The following is a 14,994-nucleotide window of genomic DNA, read 5'->3' on the forward strand; positions in this document are numbered from 1 at the left end:
AGGGGGGTCTGTTTCGGAAAAGCGGGCAAAGGTACGCATCCCGCACGGCCGAATCAAGCATTTGTGGACTAACGTACTGTATGTCCTATAGGACATCACCCTCGGATAGATTAATCTAGGCCGGTTTTTTTGCCCGCCGCCGGAGCCTTTCCCCATGTCCATCCAAGAGATCCGCCATCCGCTGATCCGTCACAAACTTGGCCTTATGCGCCGTGCAGACATCAGCACCAAGAATTTCCGCGAGCTCGCTCAGGAAGTCGGTGCCCTGTTGACCTATGAAGCTACCAAAGACCTGCCGCTGGAAACCTACGATATCGAAGGTTGGTGCGGCACTGTGTCGGTCGAGAAAATCGCCGGCAAGAAGATTACCGTCGTGCCGATCCTGCGTGCCGGCATCGGCATGCTCGAAGGCGTGCTGAGCCTGATCCCGGGCGCCAAGGTCAGCGCCGTCGGCGTTGCCCGTAACGAGGAAACCCTGCAGGCCCACACTTATCTGGAAAAACTGGTTCCGGAAATCGACGAACGCCTGGCCATGATCATCGACCCGATGCTCGCCACCGGCAGCTCCATGGTTGCGACCATCGACCTGCTGAAAAAGGCCGGTTGCAAGGACATCCGCGCGATGGTGCTGGTTGCCGCGCCGGAAGGCATTGCCGCTGTCGAAAAAGCTCACCCGGACGTGATCATCTACACCGCGTCCATCGATCAGAAACTCAACGAGCACGGTTACATCATTCCTGGGCTTGGCGATGCCGGTGACAAGATCTTCGGCACCAAGCAGAAGGACGCGTAACCATGCAGCAAGAGTTCAACGATCCGCTCTGGCGCACGGTGCTGTCCGGCGCACAGATGCTGTTCGTGGCTTTCGGCGCCCTGGTGCTGATGCCGCTGATCACGGGCCTTGACCCGAACGTGGCACTGTTTACCGCGGGTTTAGGGACAATTCTGTTCCAGATCGTCACCGGGCGTCAGGTGCCGGTGTTCCTGGCGTCGAGCTTCGCCTTCATCACCCCGATCATTCTCGCCAAGGGCCAGTTCGGCCTCGCCGCGACCATGGGCGGCGTGATGGCGGCCGGTTTCGTCTACACCTTCCTTGGCCTGGCCGTGAAGATCAAAGGCACCGGGTTCATCGACCGTCTGCTGCCGCCGGTGGTGATCGGTCCGGTGATCATCTCCATTGGACTGGCCATGGCGCCGATTGCCGCGAACATGGCGATGGGCAAGGCCGGTGACGGTTCGGAGCTGATCCATTACCAGACCGCGATGATGATCTCGATGCCGGCATTGCTGACCACGTTGATCGTGGCGGTGTTCGGCAAAGGCATTTTCCGTCTGGTGCCGATCATCTCCGGCGTGCTGGTGGGTTTCGCCATGTCCTTCTATTTCGGTGTCGTCGACACCGCGAAGATTGCGGCAGCCCCTTGGTTTGCGATCCCTCACTTCACCGCGCCCGAGTTCAACTGGCAGGCGATCCTGTTCATCGTCCCGGTGGCGCTGGCCCCGGCCATCGAGCACATCGGCGGCGTGATTGCAGTCGGCAGCGTGACCGGTCGCGACTACCTGAAGAAGCCGGGCCTGCATCGCACCCTGCTGGGTGACGGTATCGCCACCACGGCAGCCGGCCTGTTCGGCGGTCCGCCCAACACCACCTACGCCGAAGTGACTGGCGCGGTGATGCTGACCAAGAACTACAACCCGAAAATCATGACCTGGGCAGCGATCTTCGCTATCAGCCTGGCGTTCATCGGCAAGTTCGGTGCCCTGCTGCAAAGCATTCCGGTGCCGGTGATGGGCGGGATTCTGTGCCTGTTGTTCGGTTCGATCGCGGCGGTGGGGATGAACACCCTGATCCGTCACAAGATCGATCTGGGCGAGGCGCGCAATCTGGTGATCGTTTCCGTCACGCTGGTGTTCGGGATTGGCGGTGTGCTGGTCGGCACCGGCACCGGTCCGGATGACTTCGGCCTCAAAGGCATCGCGCTGTGCGCGGTGGTGGCGATTGCGCTGAACCTGATCCTGCCGGGCAACGACAGCTGGAAACACAAGAAGGCGGATGAGCCGCTGCTCTAAGCCTTGAGCGTTGGTCGTTCCCACGCTCCGCGTGGGAATGCAGCCCGTGACGCTCTGCGTCACTGGACGCGGAGCGTCCCTAGAGGCATTCCCACGCAGAGCGTGGGAACGATCATCAAAGAGCCAGTGGCGCCCGCTCACACAACGTCGCCAATGCCTTTGCCCATTGCGGGTCATCGTTCAGGCACGGCACCAGCACCAACTCCTCCCCTCCCGCCTCGCGGAACTGTTCCTTGCCGCGATCGCCGATCTCTTCCAGGGTTTCGATGCAATCGGCAACAAACGCCGGGCACATCACCAGAATCTTCTTCACGCCGCTCTTGGCCAACTCATCCAGCCGCGCTTCGGTGTAGGGTTCGATCCATTTCGCCCGGCCCAGCCGCGACTGAAACGACACCGACCATTTACCGTCCGGGATGCCCATGCGTTTGGCAAACTCGGCCGCTGTGCGCAGGCACTGACCGCGATAACAGGTCGCAACCACCTCCGGCGGTGCACCGGCGCAGCAATCGCCGCCGCCCTCGAAACTGTGTCCCGGATTGAGCTTTTTCAGGTGCCGCTCCGGCAAGCCATGGAAGCTCAGCAGCAGGTGATCGTAATCCTGCTGCAAGTGCGGTCGGGCACTCTCCACCAGCGCATCAAGGTATTCCGGCTGATCGTAGAACGGCTGCAATACCGACAGTTGCACATCGAGTTTCTTCTCGCGCACAACCCGCTTGGCTTCTTCGATCACGGTGGTCGTGGTGCTGTCGGCGAACTGTGGATAAAGCGGCGCGAGGGTGATGCGCTTGTGCCCCGCCGCGACCAGCTTCAACAGGCTTGTCTCAATGGACGGTTCGCCGTAACGCATGGCCAGTTCCACCGGGCCGTGGGTCCACTGCGCCTTCATCTGCTGTTGCAGGCGACGGCTGAGCACCACCAACGGCGAGCCTTCATCCCACCAGATCGAGGCGTAGGCATGGGCCGACTGCTCGGGGCGTTTGATCAGGATCAGCGACACCAACAGACGCCGCACCGGCCACGGCAGGTCGATCACGTACGGGTCCATCAGAAATTGATTGAGATAGCTGCGCACGTCGGCCACCGAAGTGGAGGCCGGCGAACCCAGGTTGACCAGAAGCAAGGCGTGATCGGTCATGCAACGTCCTATTTCAGAGGCGGCTGGAGAGATCGTCCAGGGCCGCGCGTAAATCCGTGAAGCGGAAACTGAATCCGGCTTCCAGCAAGCGTGCCGGCGTGGCCCGTTGGCCACCCAGCAACAGCAATGACATCTCGCCGAGCCCGACCTTCAAGGCGAGGGCCGGCATCGGCATGAACGCCGGGCGATGCAGCACGCTGCCCAGCGTCTTGGCGAATTCGCGATTGCGCACAGGTTTCGGTGCGCACGCATTATAAGGACCGCTGGCCTGATTGCGGTGCAGAAGAAAATCAATCAGGGCGATTTGATCGTCGATATGAATCCACGACATCCACTGCCGACCATTGCCCAAAGGCCCGCCCAGTCCGAGTTTGAACGGCAGCAACAGGCGCGACAAAAAACCGCCCTCGGCCGACAGCACCAGCCCGGTCCGCACCAGCACCACACGAATGTCCATCGCTTCGGCACGCTGCGCGGTTTCTTCCCAGGCAATGCACAACTGACTGGCGAAATCGTCGATCACCGGTGGCGAATCTTCGGTCAACTCGCGCTCGCCGCCGTCACCGTACCAACCCACCGCCGAGCCCGAGATCAGCAGTGACGGTTTCTGTCCGCGATTTTCCAGCCACGTCAGCAACGTTTCGGTGAGCGTGATGCGACTGCTCCACAACACGGCTTTTCGCCGATGGGTCCACGGCCGGTCGGCAATCGGCGCGCCGGCGAGGTTGACGATCACGTCGACCGGCTCGTCGCCAAAGTCCTCCAGACGCGCAATGCCACGCACTGGCGCTCCACAGATTTTCGCGACTTTTTCCGCGCGACGACTCAGCACGGTCAAGCGATGTCCCTGCCCCAGCCAGTGCCGGCAGAGCTGACGTCCGATCAATCCAGTACCGCCGGTCAGCAATATGTGCATGACATCTTCCTCGCGTGGCGTTTTACCCCGATCCCTAGTCTATTTTTATAAGCAGGGATCTTTTCTATCGGGCAGGCTCTATTGTTTAACAATAGGCCAAGCTGTCAGAACGAAAACGCTGGAAGTTATACCAAAAAACAAAATTGTACAGGTTTCATCCACGGCGTAGTCTGTACAGAAAGGTAAACGAGGCCCCTATGACTGTACCTATCGCAATCATTGGCACCGGCATCGCCGGACTCTCCGCCGCCCAGGCCCTGACAGAGGCCGGGCACAGCGTTCAGTTGTTCGATAAAAGCCGTGGCAGCGGCGGGCGCATGTCGAGCAAGCGCAGTGACGCCGGCTCGCTGGACATGGGCGCGCAGTATTTCACCGCCCGAGATCGACGCTTCGTCACCGAGGTCCAGCGCTGGCAAAGCCAGGGCTGGGTCGCCGAGTGGACGCCGCAGCTCTACACCTATCATGGCGGGCAACTGAACCTGTCGCCGGACGAGCAGACCCGCTGGGTCGGCACGCCACGCATGAGCGCCATTACCCGTGGCTTGCTCGACGGCCTGGAAGTGCACTTCGCCTGCCGGATCACCGAAGTCTATCGCGGCGAAGAACACTGGCACCTGCAAGATGCCGAAGGTTTCACCCACGGGCCGTTCAGCCATGTGGTGATCGCCACCCCGGCCCCACAGGCCACCGCGTTGCTGGCCGCTGCGCCGAAACTCGCCGGGGCCGCTGCAGGCGTGAAGATGGACCCGACCTGGGCCGTTGCCCTCGCCTTCGACACACCGTTGGATACACCCATCGAAGGCTGCTTCGTACAGGACAGCGCCCTGGACTGGCTGGCCCGCAACCGCAGCAAACCGGGGCGCGACAACACGCTCGACACTTGGGTCCTGCACGCCACCAGTGCCTGGAGCCGGCAGCATATCGATCTGCCCAAGGAAGCCGTGATCGAGCAATTGCACGGTGCCTTCGCCGAGTTGCTGCACAGCGCCATGCCCGCGCCCACCTTCAGCCTCGCCCACCGCTGGCTCTACGCCCGTCCATCCACCAGCCATGAATGGGGCACGCTGGCCGATGCCGATCTGGGGCTGTATGCATGCGGCGACTGGTGCCTGTCGGGCCGGGTCGAAGGCGCGTGGCTCAGCGGTCAGGAAGCTGCACGTCGCCTGCACGAACACCTGCAGTGAACCGCTTCAATCCACGCAAACTGCTGCTGTCGAAATGGACAGCAGCCCTCCCGCAAAACCGTGAAAAGCATTTTCTGATAACCAGACTATTCTGCGACGAGGATGGCACGGTGCTGGAGATTGAATTACAGGCTGTGTTGACCCGACACAGCACGCAGCTGGACTGGCACGCATTGCAGGACGATGCGCACTGGAAAATGGGCTGGCTCTAGTTCTCGCCAAAATCCTGTACAAATAAATTGACTTGTACACCCTTGAATCTATGCTGAAGGAATGTTGTACAGAATAGTTATTTTGTACAAATTCAGATTCGAGGTGCCTCCATGTCCGAACCGTCCCCACCCAAGATCGCCATCAGCGCCTGCCTGATGGGAGCCGAAGTGCGCTACAACGGCGGCCACAAGGAATCGCGGCTGTGCACCCGCACCCTCACTGAGTATTTCCAGTTCGTCCCGGTCTGCCCGGAAGTCGCGATCGGCCTGGGCATTCCCCGCGAGCCGATTCGCCTGGTGGGTGACCCGGATCATCCCCAGGCCCTCGGCACTGTTCATCGCGAGACCGACGTCACCGACGCGCTGTCCGCTTATGGCCAGAAAATGGCCACCGAACTCGATGACATCTGCGGCTACATCTTCATGCAGCAATCGCCGTCCTGTGGGCTGGAGCGGGTCAAGGTCTATCACCACAACGGCGCGCCGATCGGCAGCGGGCGCGGGATCTACGCCCAGGCCTTCTGTGCCCGGCACCCAGATCTACCGGTGGAGGAAGCCGGGCGATTGAACGATCCGGTCCTGCGGGAAAATTTCATCACCCGAGTGTTCGCCTACAGCGACTGGCAACAGGTGCTCGAACAAGGCCTGAGCCGCCGCGCCCTGACCGACTTCCACTCACGTTACAAATACCTGCTGATGGCCCACAACCCGGTGCAATACAAGGCGCTGGGCAATCTGCTGGGCAACATGAGCGGAATCGATCCCGTGGCGCTCGGCCCGCGCTACTTCAGCCAATTGATGGCGGCGCTGAGCACCTGCGCCACGCGCCGCACCCACAGCAACGTGTTGCAGCACATCAGTGGCTACCTGAAACGGGCCATCAGCACCGAAGACAAACAGGAAATGCAGCACGTCATTGGCCAGTACCGCCACGGCATCGTGCCGCTGGTGGTGCCGCTGACGCTGCTCAAGCATCATTTTCGCCAACACCCCGATCCGTACATCGCGCAACAGGTTTACCTGCAACCGCACCCGGAAAACCTCAGCCTGCGAAACGCCATTTGATGAACGACTCACCCGACACCAGCGCCCGCGAAGACCTCGGCGCCGACTTCAAGAAAGCCCTCGACGACGGCTGGCTGCCGATCCGCGAGGTCGCGCGCCAGACCGGCGTCAACGCGATCACCCTGCGCGCCTGGGAACGCCGTTACGGATTGATCGTGCCCCAGCGCACGCCTAAAGGTCATCGTTTGTATTCGGCCGAACACGTGCAGCGCATCCAGACCATCCTCACCTGGCTCAACCGGGGCGTCGCGGTCAGTCAGGTCAAACCGCTGCTCGACACACCGCAAGCATTCAACGAGCCACTGGAAAACGAATGGCAGCCGTTGCATCAAGCCGCACTGCTGGCGGTCACTCAATTGAACGAACGCAACCTCGACGACAGCGTCAACCAGGCCATGGCGCTGTACCCACCGCGAACCCTGTGCGAGCAATTGCTGATGCCGTTGCTGGCGGAACTCGAACAGCGCTGGCAGGGCCAGTTCGGTGCGCAGATGGAGCGGGTGTTCTTTCACGCCTGGCTGCGTAGCAAATTCGGCGCACGCATCTACCATAACAACCGTCAGTTGCGCGGTGCGCCACTGCTGCTGGTCAATCAGTCGGACTTACTGCTGGAGCCGCACCTGTGGCTCTGCGCCTGGCTGATCAGCAGCGCCGATTGCCCGGTGCAGGTGTTTGACTGGCCGCTGCCGGCCGGGGAGCTGGCGTTGGCAGTCGATCATCTGCAGGCCCGTGGCGTACTGCTGTATTCCAGCAAAGCCATGAACCTTGCGCAGTTGCCGAAGCTGTTGAATGGCGTCAGCTGCCTGAAAATGATTGCCGGACCAACGGTGTGCATCCACCACGCCGAGTTGTCCGTAAGAACCTCCGAGATCGCTGATCTGTACCTGGCCGAAGATCCTCTGGCGGCGCATCAGGTGCTGATAGAGCGAGAGTTGATTTGATGAAGACTGTCGAGAACACCATGCAATTGATCTGGCTGCGCAGCGACCTGCGCCAACATGACAACACCGCCCTGACGGCCGCCGCCGAGCGTGGCCCGACCGTGGCCGTGTACCTGTTGAGCCCCGAGCAATGGCAGGAACATGACGACGCCCCGTGCAAGATCGATTTCTGGCTGCGCAACCTGCGGGAGCTGAGCAAAAGCCTCGCAGCACTGAACATCCCGTTGTTGATCCGCAGCGCCCCGCGCTGGGATCAGGCGCCAGCGGTGCTGCTTAAGCTGTGCCGGCAATGGAAGGTCGAGGCCGTTCACGTCAACGAGGAATATGGCATTCACGAAAGCCGCCGCGATGCAGCGGTTGAGCAGGCGTTGCAAGCCGAAGGCATCGCGTTTCACAGCTACCTCGATCAATTACTGTTCAAGCCGGGCAGCGTGCTGACCAAGACCGGCACCTACTTTCAAGTGTTCAGCCAGTTCCGCAAAGTCTGCTACGAACGTTTGCATCGCTCGATGCCGGCGCTGATAAAGGCGCCGTCGGCACAGGTCCCGCTGAATATCGACAGCGACCCGGTGCCCGAATCCATCGAGGGTTTCCCGACACCCGGCCAGGCCCTGCGCAACCTGTGGCCCGCCGGCGAAACCGAGGCCCAACGACGCCTCGCCACCTTCGCCGACGTGCAGATCGACTATTACAAGAGCGAACGCGACTTCCCGGCCAAGCCTGGCACCAGCCAGCTCTCGGCCTATCTCGCGGCGGGTGTGATCTCGCCGCGCCAGTGCCTGCATGCCGCGCTGCAAACCAATCAGGGCGAATTCGAAAGCGGCAAGGTCGGCGCCGTCACCTGGATCAACGAGCTGCTGTGGCGCGAGTTCTACAAACACATTCTGGTGGGTTACCCACGGGTCTCCCGCCATCGCGCGTTCCGCCCGGAAACCGAAGCCCTGGCCTGGCGCGATGCGCCGCAGGAACTGGCGGCCTGGCAGGAGGCACGCACTGGCCTGCCGATCATCGACGCGGCCATGCGCCAATTGCTCGAAACCGGCTGGATGCACAATCGCCTGCGGATGGTGGTGGCGATGTTCCTGACCAAAAACCTGCTGATCGACTGGCGCGAAGGCGAGCGTTTTTTCATGCGCCACCTGATCGACGGCGATCTGGCCGCGAACAACGGCGGCTGGCAGTGGAGTGCGTCGACCGGCACCGACGCGGCGCCGTACTTCCGGATTTTCAACCCGGTCAGCCAGTCGGAGAAATTCGACAGCGAAGGCCTGTTCATCAAACACTGGCTGCCTGAACTGGCCGGACTGAACAAGAAGGAAGTGCACAACCCGGCGAGCGCCGGCGGGCTGTTCGGCGTGGCGGACTACCCGTCACCAATCGTCAACCTGAGCACCTCGCGGGAGCGGGCGCTGAGCGCGTTCAAGAACCTGCCGTCACGTCAGGCGGCCGGAGGCGGGTATGAGTGAATTCCTGCGCCGCTTCGCCCGCCAGTTTGCGCAGTTGAACAAAGACAACCTGCACAGCCTGGGCGCGCTCTACAGCGAGGACATTCATTTCACCGACCCCTTGCACGAGGTGCAGGGGCTGACGCAATTGCGCAGCTACTTCAGCGAGCTCTACGCGAATGTCAGCGAGCTGCGGTTCGACTTCCACGGTTTCGACCAGATCGGCGACTGCGAAGGTTACCTGCGCTGGGTCATGAGTTACCGCCACCCGCGTCTGGCGGGCGGGCGATTGATTCGCGTCACGGGCTGCTCGCACCTACTCTGGCGCGACAAGGTTTATCGCCACCGGGATTACTTCGATGCCGGGGCGCTGCTTTATGAACATCTACCTGTATTGGGCCGGGTGATTGCCTGGCTGAAAAGGAGACTGGGATGAGTCGTTCAACGCCACGCCGTTATTGGCTGACCGGCGCCAGCAGTGGCATCGGCGCAGCACTGGCGGAAGAAATTCTGAAAACCGGTGCACACCTGGCGGTCAGTTCCCGTCAGGTCACACCACTCAAAGCGCTGTCGCAACGCTATCCGGGCCAAGTGCTGGTGCTGCCGGGGGATTTGACCAACAGCCAGACCGTGCGGGAAATCGGTGAACAGATCGCGATGGACTGGGGGGCGTTGGACAGCGTGATTCTCAACGCCGGCACCTGCGAGTACGTCGATGCCCAGCAGTTCGACGCCTCGATCATCGAACACGTGGTGCGCACCAACCTGCTGGCCAGCAGCTACTGCATCGAAGCCGCCCTGCCCTTGCTGCGCAAAGGGACCGCACCGCATCTGGTGGGCATGGCGAGTTCCGTCACTTACGTGCCATTGCCTCGGGCCGAAGCTTACGGCGCATCGAAGGCCGGGTTGCGGTATCTGTTCGAGTCGTTGCGCATCGATCTGGCGGACGAAGGCATTGAAGTCACGGTCATCAGCCCGGGCTTTGTCGAAACACCATTGACCGCCAAAAACGATTTCCCGATGCCATTGAGCTGGCCTGCGGAAAAAGCGGCGAGTCACATCTTCGGCAGACTCAAGGAGCGGCCTCTGGAGATAGCCTTTCCGGCGCTGTTCATGGCTGCGCTCTGGCCATTGTCGAAAATGCCGGCGCGGGTACAACTGGCGATTGGCAAACGCATGGTGCGGCGCAGCCCGCCGCTCAGGGATCTGACGTGAACATCGCCATTGTCGGCAGCGGGATCGCAGGCCTGACCTGCGCCTACCTGCTCAATCGCCGGCATGACGTGACGGTGTTCGAGGCCGGCGACTGGGTCGGCGGCCATACGCACACAGTAAAAGTGACGGTGGATGGGCGTGATTACGCAGTGGACACCGGGTTCATCGTGTTCAACGACTGGACGTACCCGAACTTCATTCGCTTGCTCGGCCAGTTGGGCGTAACCGCCAAGGCCACCGAGATGAGCTTTTCGGTGACCGACCCCGACACCGGCCTGGAATACAACGGCAACAACCTCGACAGCCTGTTCGCCCAACGCAGCAATCTGTTGTCGCCGGGGTTCTGGGGCATGCTGCGCGACATCCTGCGCTTCAATAAGGAAGCCCGGCGCGACCTCGCCGAACAGCGGATAACCACTGACACCACGCTGGATGATTACCTCAAGGCCGGCGGTTACGGCGAGCGCTTCATCCTGCATTACATCGTGCCGATGGGCGCGGCGATCTGGTCGATGCCCATGGCCCAGATGCTGAATTTTCCGTTGCAGTTCTTCGTGCGGTTCTTCGAGAACCACGGTTTGTTGTCGGTCAGCAATCGTCCGCAATGGCGAGTGATCGAGGGCGGCTCGAGTGCTTACATCGCGCCGCTGACCGAGTCATTCAAAGAGCGGATCCGCGTGAACTGTCCGGTAAACCGGATCGATCGCAACGAACACGGCGTGGTTATCCACAGCCCCGCCGACATCGAACACTTCGACAAAGTCGTGCTGGCCTGCCACAGCGATCAGGCATTGCGTCTGCTGGCCGATCCGAGCAGTGCCGAGCGGGAGATTCTCGGTGCCCTGCCCTACGCCGACAACGAAGTGGTGCTGCACACCGACACCCGCCTGTTGCCGACGCGCAAACGGGCCTGGGCCAGCTGGAACTATCGCCTCGGCGGGGCCGGTCATACCCAGGCGGCCGTCACTTACGACATGAATATCCTGCAAGGCATCCAGAGCGACACCACGTTCTGCGTCAGCCTCAACCAGAGCGCCGGCATCAGCCCTTCCACAGTGCTTGCCCGTTTCACCTATGCCCATCCGCAATTCAGCCTCGCTGCGGTGGCGGCACAGCAGCGCTGGAGCGAACTCGACGGAGCACAGCACACACATTATTGCGGCGCCTATTGGGCCAATGGTTTTCATGAGGACGGTGTGGTCAGCGCCTTGCGCGTGGCCGCCGCGTTTGGAGAAAGCCTGTGAACAGCGCGCTTTACAGTGGCTGGATCGCCCATCGGCGATTCGCCCCGCGCCGGCATGAGTTCCGCTACCGGATCGGGCTGATCTATCTCGACCTGGCCGAACAGGACGCCGTGCTGAACCTGTCGCCCTTGGCAGGCGCGAGCCGGTTTGCCCCGTTTTCGTTTCGCGAGAGCGACTACCTCAAGACCTTCACCGGTCGTGGTGTGCGGCTGATCGATGCCGTGCGCCTGCTGGTCGGTGAGGCCCTCGGTCACGAGCCGCAGGGCTCGATCTGCCTGTTGACCCAGCCTCGCAGTTGGGGCCTGGCATTCAACCCTGTGAGTTTCTTTTACTGCCACGAAGCCGACGGGCAACTGGCGGCGATTCTCTGCGAAGTCAGCAACACGCCGTGGCGTGAGCGCTATCACTATGTGCTCCCGGCTCAAGCGCCAACCAGCGTGCGCGATTTCCACCAGCACTTCGCCGTGGCCAAGGCCTTTCACGTATCGCCATTCCTGCCGCCGGATCTGGAATACCGCATGAGTTTCAGCCCCGCCGCACAAACCCTGGGCGTGCACATGGCCGACTGGCAGGGCGAGCAAAAACTGTTCGACGCCACGCTCAACCTGAAACGCGAACCTCTTGATCGACGCAACCTGCACCGGCATCTGTGGCGTTTTCCCTGGATGACCGCCAAGACCGCGCTGGCGATCTATTGGCAGGCCCTGCAATTGCTGCTCAAGCGCACCCCGCTGTTTCCCCATCGGACGGCCGACGACAGCTTTCGAACCGCTACTGCGTCTCCCGAGGAGCACCGCCATGAAATCCTCTAGTGTTTCGGCCAGAGCCGCCATCCCGTTCAGTACGCACGGCATCACCGGTTCGCTGCTGCGCCGCGGTGTTCTGCGTCAGCTCGCACAGCTCAAACATGGGCAACTGGTGGTGATCGAGGACGGCGAACGCCAGGTCTTCGGCACGCCGGGCAGTGCGTTGCTGGGCGAGATTCATGTCCTTGATGCGGCGGCGTGGGGCATGGTCGCGGGCAACGGTTCGATCGGTGCGGGTGAAGCCTTCATTCATGGTTACTGGAGTTCGCCGGACCTTACGGCGGTAGTGCGCGTCTTCGTCAGCAACCTTGAGGTGCTCGATGGCATGGAGGGCGGACTGGCGAAAATCGGCCGGCCGCTGGTGCGTGGTCTGCACTGGCTTAACCGCAACACGCGCAAGGGCTCGCAGAAAAACATCGCCGCGCACTACGACCTCGGCAACGATCTGTTCGAGCAGTTTCTCGACCCGACCATGATGTACTCGGCGGCGCAGTTCCTGCACCCCGACGACAGCCTGGAACAGGCGCAGTTGAACAAACTGGAGCGGATCTGCCAGAAACTCGCGCTCGAACCCGGCGACCACCTGCTGGAAATCGGCACCGGCTGGGGCAGCATGGCGCTGTATGCCGCGCAGCACTATGGCTGCAAAGTCACCACGACCACGCTGTCCAAAGAGCAATACGCGTTCACGGCCCGGCGCATCGAAAGCCTCGGCTTGCAGGATCGAGTGACGCTGCTGCTCAAGGACTACCGCGACCTCACCGGCCAGTACGACAAACTGGTATCGATCGAGATGATCGAGGCGGTCGGCCATCGCTTCCTGCCGACCTACTTCAAGCAATGCGCGCACCTGCTCAAGAGCAACGGCCTGATGCTGCTGCAAGCAATCACCATTCGGGACCAGCGTTACGAGCAGGCGAAACGCGGCGTGGATTTCATCCAGCGTTACATCTTCCCCGGCGGCGCCCTGCCGTGTGTGCAGAAGATGCTCGAAATCGTCAGCCGCGACACCGACATGAACCTGCTGCACATGGAAGATTTCGGCCTGCACTACGCCCGGACCCTACGCCTGTGGCACGAGAACTTTCGCCATGCCCACGGCCGTCTGAGCGAATTGGGCTACGACGATTATTTCCTGCGGCTGTGGGAGTTTTATCTGTGCTACTGCGAGGGCGGCTTCCTCGAACGCACCATCGGCACCGCGCAATTGCTGCTGGCCAAACCGGCGGCGATGCCGGCGCCACTGCTCGGACGCTTCGATGCTTGAGCGGATTGCCAACGCCGTTCTGTTCCAGGTCGGCTGGCTGGCCTGCGTGCTCGGCGGCAACAGCCTGTGGTTGCTGGTGGCGCTGGCGGTGCTGGTGATTCATCTGCGCTGGATCAGCAGTTGGGCGGCGGAGGGTCGACTGATTCTCAGCGTGGTGATTCTGGGTACGGCCGTGGACAGTGGCTTGCGCGGCCTAGGGGTGTTCGAGTTCAAGGATCTGTCGCCGCTGATTCCGCTGTGGCTGATGTTGTTGTGGGCACTGCTCGCCACGACGTTACGCCATTGCCTGCAATGGAGCGCCCGGCCATGGTGGCTGACGGCTCTGCTCGGAGCCGTCGGTGGCGCGTTGTCGTATTGCGCCGGTGGACGACTGGCCGGGGTGCAATTTCCTTACGGCGAGTTACCGACCTTGATCGGCATCGGTCTGCTGTGGGCGCTGCTGTTTCCGTTGTTGCACCAACTGTCCGGGCGTCTGGAAGACTGATCGTCTGTCAGGGCTTTCACACGTCCATCGGCCACTGCCGTACACTGGCGCCCATGAAAACCATTCCCCTCCAGCCAATCGACGAGCCCGCAGTCACCTGTTCGACCTGCGCGGCCTGCTGCTGCCAGCTCGAAGTCATGCTGATCACCGACACCGGCGTGCCCGAGCGCTATATCGATACCGATGATTGGGGTGGTGAAGTGATGTTGCGCCTGGACGACGGCTGGTGCGCGGCACTGGATCGCGACACGATGATGTGCACGATCTACGAAAAACGCCCGCTGATCTGCCGCGAATTCGAAATGGGCGCCCCGGAATGCATCGACGAACGCCAGGGGATTGCCACGGCGTATCGCTGAATACAAAAAAGGAGCGCCGGGCGCTCCTTTTTCATGGGTGTTACAACGGCATCGTGTAATGCAACGAGTAGCTTTCTACCCCGTCGTTGTTGCTCGACATGCCGGCGTTGGAATAGTGAGTCGCGCGAATCCCCACCTCGTGCCCGCCATGGAAACGCAGGCCGAAACCGAAGCGGTCTTCGAACTGGAAGGCCTGGCCGATCTTGTTGCCTTCGTACTCGGTGTTGGAAAACACCGCAGCGCCGATGCCGGCCTCGACGTACGGCTTGATCGACTCGCCGGAAAACTCGTAAACAAACACCGGCGAGAACGACAGGCTGTTGTTGCTGGAGCCCTTGTCACCTTCCCAGTAGGTGTAGGCGCCACTCCAGTAACCGGTCAGACGACCGACATCGCTTTGCAGCCAGCTCTTGTCCCAGTCGAAATTCATCCCCAGGCGATACGTCATCGTTGAATCGCTGGTGGCCCCAACCCCGAATTCCACACCCGCGGCTTGCGCGGTAAAACTTTGCCCCATCAGTGCGGCCGCAATCGCGGCCAAGCAGAATAGTCGCTTCACTTGAAACATCCTTTTCCGAACGGTCGTATGGTTTTTAGTTTGCTTGACGCTATAGAAATCGGCGTTTGAACAGAAGTTCAGCTGATTTT

The 14,994-nt window shown here is 61.3% G+C and carries 17 protein-coding genes; 14 read left to right on the top strand and 3 right to left on the bottom strand.

Annotated features, from left to right (window positions below; genetic code table 11):
• The first annotated feature begins 154 nt into the window (after window positions 1-154).
• Window positions 155-793, top strand: coding sequence for a uracil phosphoribosyltransferase (gene upp / locus AC1RR7_RS28975; protein ID WP_007951682.1), 639 nt, complete (start codon window positions 155-157; stop codon window positions 791-793).
• A 2-nt stretch (window positions 794-795) separates the two neighbouring features.
• Window positions 796-2,070 (top strand): uracil-xanthine permease family protein, encoded by a 1,275-nt coding sequence (locus AC1RR7_RS28980; protein ID WP_096822768.1) that lies wholly within the window; start codon window positions 796-798, stop codon window positions 2,068-2,070.
• A 115-nt stretch (window positions 2,071-2,185) separates the two neighbouring features.
• Here AC1RR7_RS28980 and hemH read toward each other — a convergent pair whose 3' ends face one another.
• On the bottom strand, window positions 2,186-3,208 hold the full coding sequence (gene hemH / locus AC1RR7_RS28985) for a ferrochelatase (RefSeq protein ID WP_493158871.1): 1,023 nt from the start codon (window positions 3,206-3,208) through the stop codon (window positions 2,186-2,188).
• Window positions 3,209-3,221: 13 nt separating this feature from the next.
• Window positions 3,222-4,124, bottom strand: a complete 903-nt coding sequence (locus tag AC1RR7_RS28990) for a TIGR01777 family oxidoreductase (protein ID WP_096822765.1) — start codon at window positions 4,122-4,124, stop codon at window positions 3,222-3,224.
• Window positions 4,125-4,321: 197 nt separating this feature from the next.
• Here AC1RR7_RS28990 and AC1RR7_RS28995 point away from each other — a divergent pair, with 197 nt between their 5' ends.
• The 12 genes from AC1RR7_RS28995 (at window position 4,322) to AC1RR7_RS29050 (ending at window position 14,346) form a co-directional block, all read left to right on the top strand.
• Window positions 4,322-5,308: an NAD(P)/FAD-dependent oxidoreductase gene (locus tag AC1RR7_RS28995; RefSeq protein WP_096822763.1), complete on the top strand. Its 987-nt coding sequence runs from the start codon at window positions 4,322-4,324 to the stop codon at window positions 5,306-5,308.
• A complete protein-coding gene (locus AC1RR7_RS29000) occupies window positions 5,305-5,520 on the top strand; it encodes a TIGR02450 family Trp-rich protein (protein ID WP_192558971.1) in 216 nt (71 codons plus the stop codon). The genes AC1RR7_RS28995 and AC1RR7_RS29000 overlap by 4 nt, the downstream gene beginning before the upstream one ends.
• A 111-nt stretch (window positions 5,521-5,631) precedes the next feature.
• Window positions 5,632-6,585 (top strand): YbgA family protein, encoded by a 954-nt coding sequence (locus tag AC1RR7_RS29005; protein ID WP_493158872.1) that lies wholly within the window; start codon window positions 5,632-5,634, stop codon window positions 6,583-6,585.
• On the top strand, window positions 6,585-7,526 hold the full coding sequence (locus AC1RR7_RS29010; protein WP_493158873.1) for a MerR family transcriptional regulator: 942 nt from the start codon (window positions 6,585-6,587) through the stop codon (window positions 7,524-7,526). The genes AC1RR7_RS29005 and AC1RR7_RS29010 overlap by 1 nt, the downstream gene beginning before the upstream one ends.
• A gap of 20 nt (window positions 7,527-7,546) precedes the next feature.
• The gene (gene phrB / locus AC1RR7_RS29015) at window positions 7,547-8,992 is read left to right on the top strand and encodes a deoxyribodipyrimidine photo-lyase (protein WP_493158884.1); all 1,446 of its coding nucleotides are present in this window, start codon (window positions 7,547-7,549) and stop codon (window positions 8,990-8,992) included.
• Window positions 8,985-9,407: a nuclear transport factor 2 family protein gene (locus AC1RR7_RS29020; protein ID WP_493092033.1), complete on the top strand. Its 423-nt coding sequence runs from the start codon at window positions 8,985-8,987 to the stop codon at window positions 9,405-9,407. Before phrB ends, AC1RR7_RS29020 begins: the two co-directional genes overlap by 8 nt.
• Window positions 9,404-10,186 carry an SDR family NAD(P)-dependent oxidoreductase gene (locus tag AC1RR7_RS29025; protein ID WP_096822753.1) on the top strand — a complete coding sequence of 261 codons (783 nt, stop codon included), beginning with the start codon at window positions 9,404-9,406 and terminating at the stop codon, window positions 10,184-10,186. The genes AC1RR7_RS29020 and AC1RR7_RS29025 overlap by 4 nt, the downstream gene beginning before the upstream one ends.
• Window positions 10,183-11,430, top strand: a complete 1,248-nt coding sequence (locus AC1RR7_RS29030; RefSeq protein ID WP_273537598.1) for an FAD-dependent oxidoreductase — start codon at window positions 10,183-10,185, stop codon at window positions 11,428-11,430. The genes AC1RR7_RS29025 and AC1RR7_RS29030 overlap by 4 nt, the downstream gene beginning before the upstream one ends.
• The gene (locus AC1RR7_RS29035; protein WP_273537596.1) at window positions 11,427-12,242 is read left to right on the top strand and encodes a DUF1365 domain-containing protein; all 816 of its coding nucleotides are present in this window, start codon (window positions 11,427-11,429) and stop codon (window positions 12,240-12,242) included. Before AC1RR7_RS29030 ends, AC1RR7_RS29035 begins: the two co-directional genes overlap by 4 nt.
• A complete protein-coding gene (locus AC1RR7_RS29040; RefSeq protein WP_096822747.1) occupies window positions 12,229-13,503 on the top strand; it encodes an SAM-dependent methyltransferase in 1,275 nt (424 codons plus the stop codon). The genes AC1RR7_RS29035 and AC1RR7_RS29040 overlap by 14 nt, the downstream gene beginning before the upstream one ends.
• Complete coding sequence (locus AC1RR7_RS29045; protein WP_273537593.1) at window positions 13,496-13,987, top strand: DUF2878 domain-containing protein; 492 nt, start codon at window positions 13,496-13,498, stop codon at window positions 13,985-13,987. The genes AC1RR7_RS29040 and AC1RR7_RS29045 overlap by 8 nt, the downstream gene beginning before the upstream one ends.
• Window positions 13,988-14,040: 53 nt before the next feature.
• On the top strand, window positions 14,041-14,346 hold the full coding sequence (locus AC1RR7_RS29050) for a YkgJ family cysteine cluster protein (RefSeq protein ID WP_096822743.1): 306 nt from the start codon (window positions 14,041-14,043) through the stop codon (window positions 14,344-14,346).
• A gap of 40 nt (window positions 14,347-14,386) precedes the next feature.
• On the opposite strand, the gene AC1RR7_RS29055 is transcribed toward AC1RR7_RS29050, so the two are convergent.
• Window positions 14,387-14,905, bottom strand: coding sequence for an acyloxyacyl hydrolase (locus tag AC1RR7_RS29055; protein ID WP_102621220.1), 519 nt, complete (start codon window positions 14,903-14,905; stop codon window positions 14,387-14,389).
• Window positions 14,906-14,994: the final 89 nt, after the last annotated feature.

The sequence above is a fragment of the Pseudomonas sp. GW821-FHT11G12 genome (assembly GCF_058808055.1).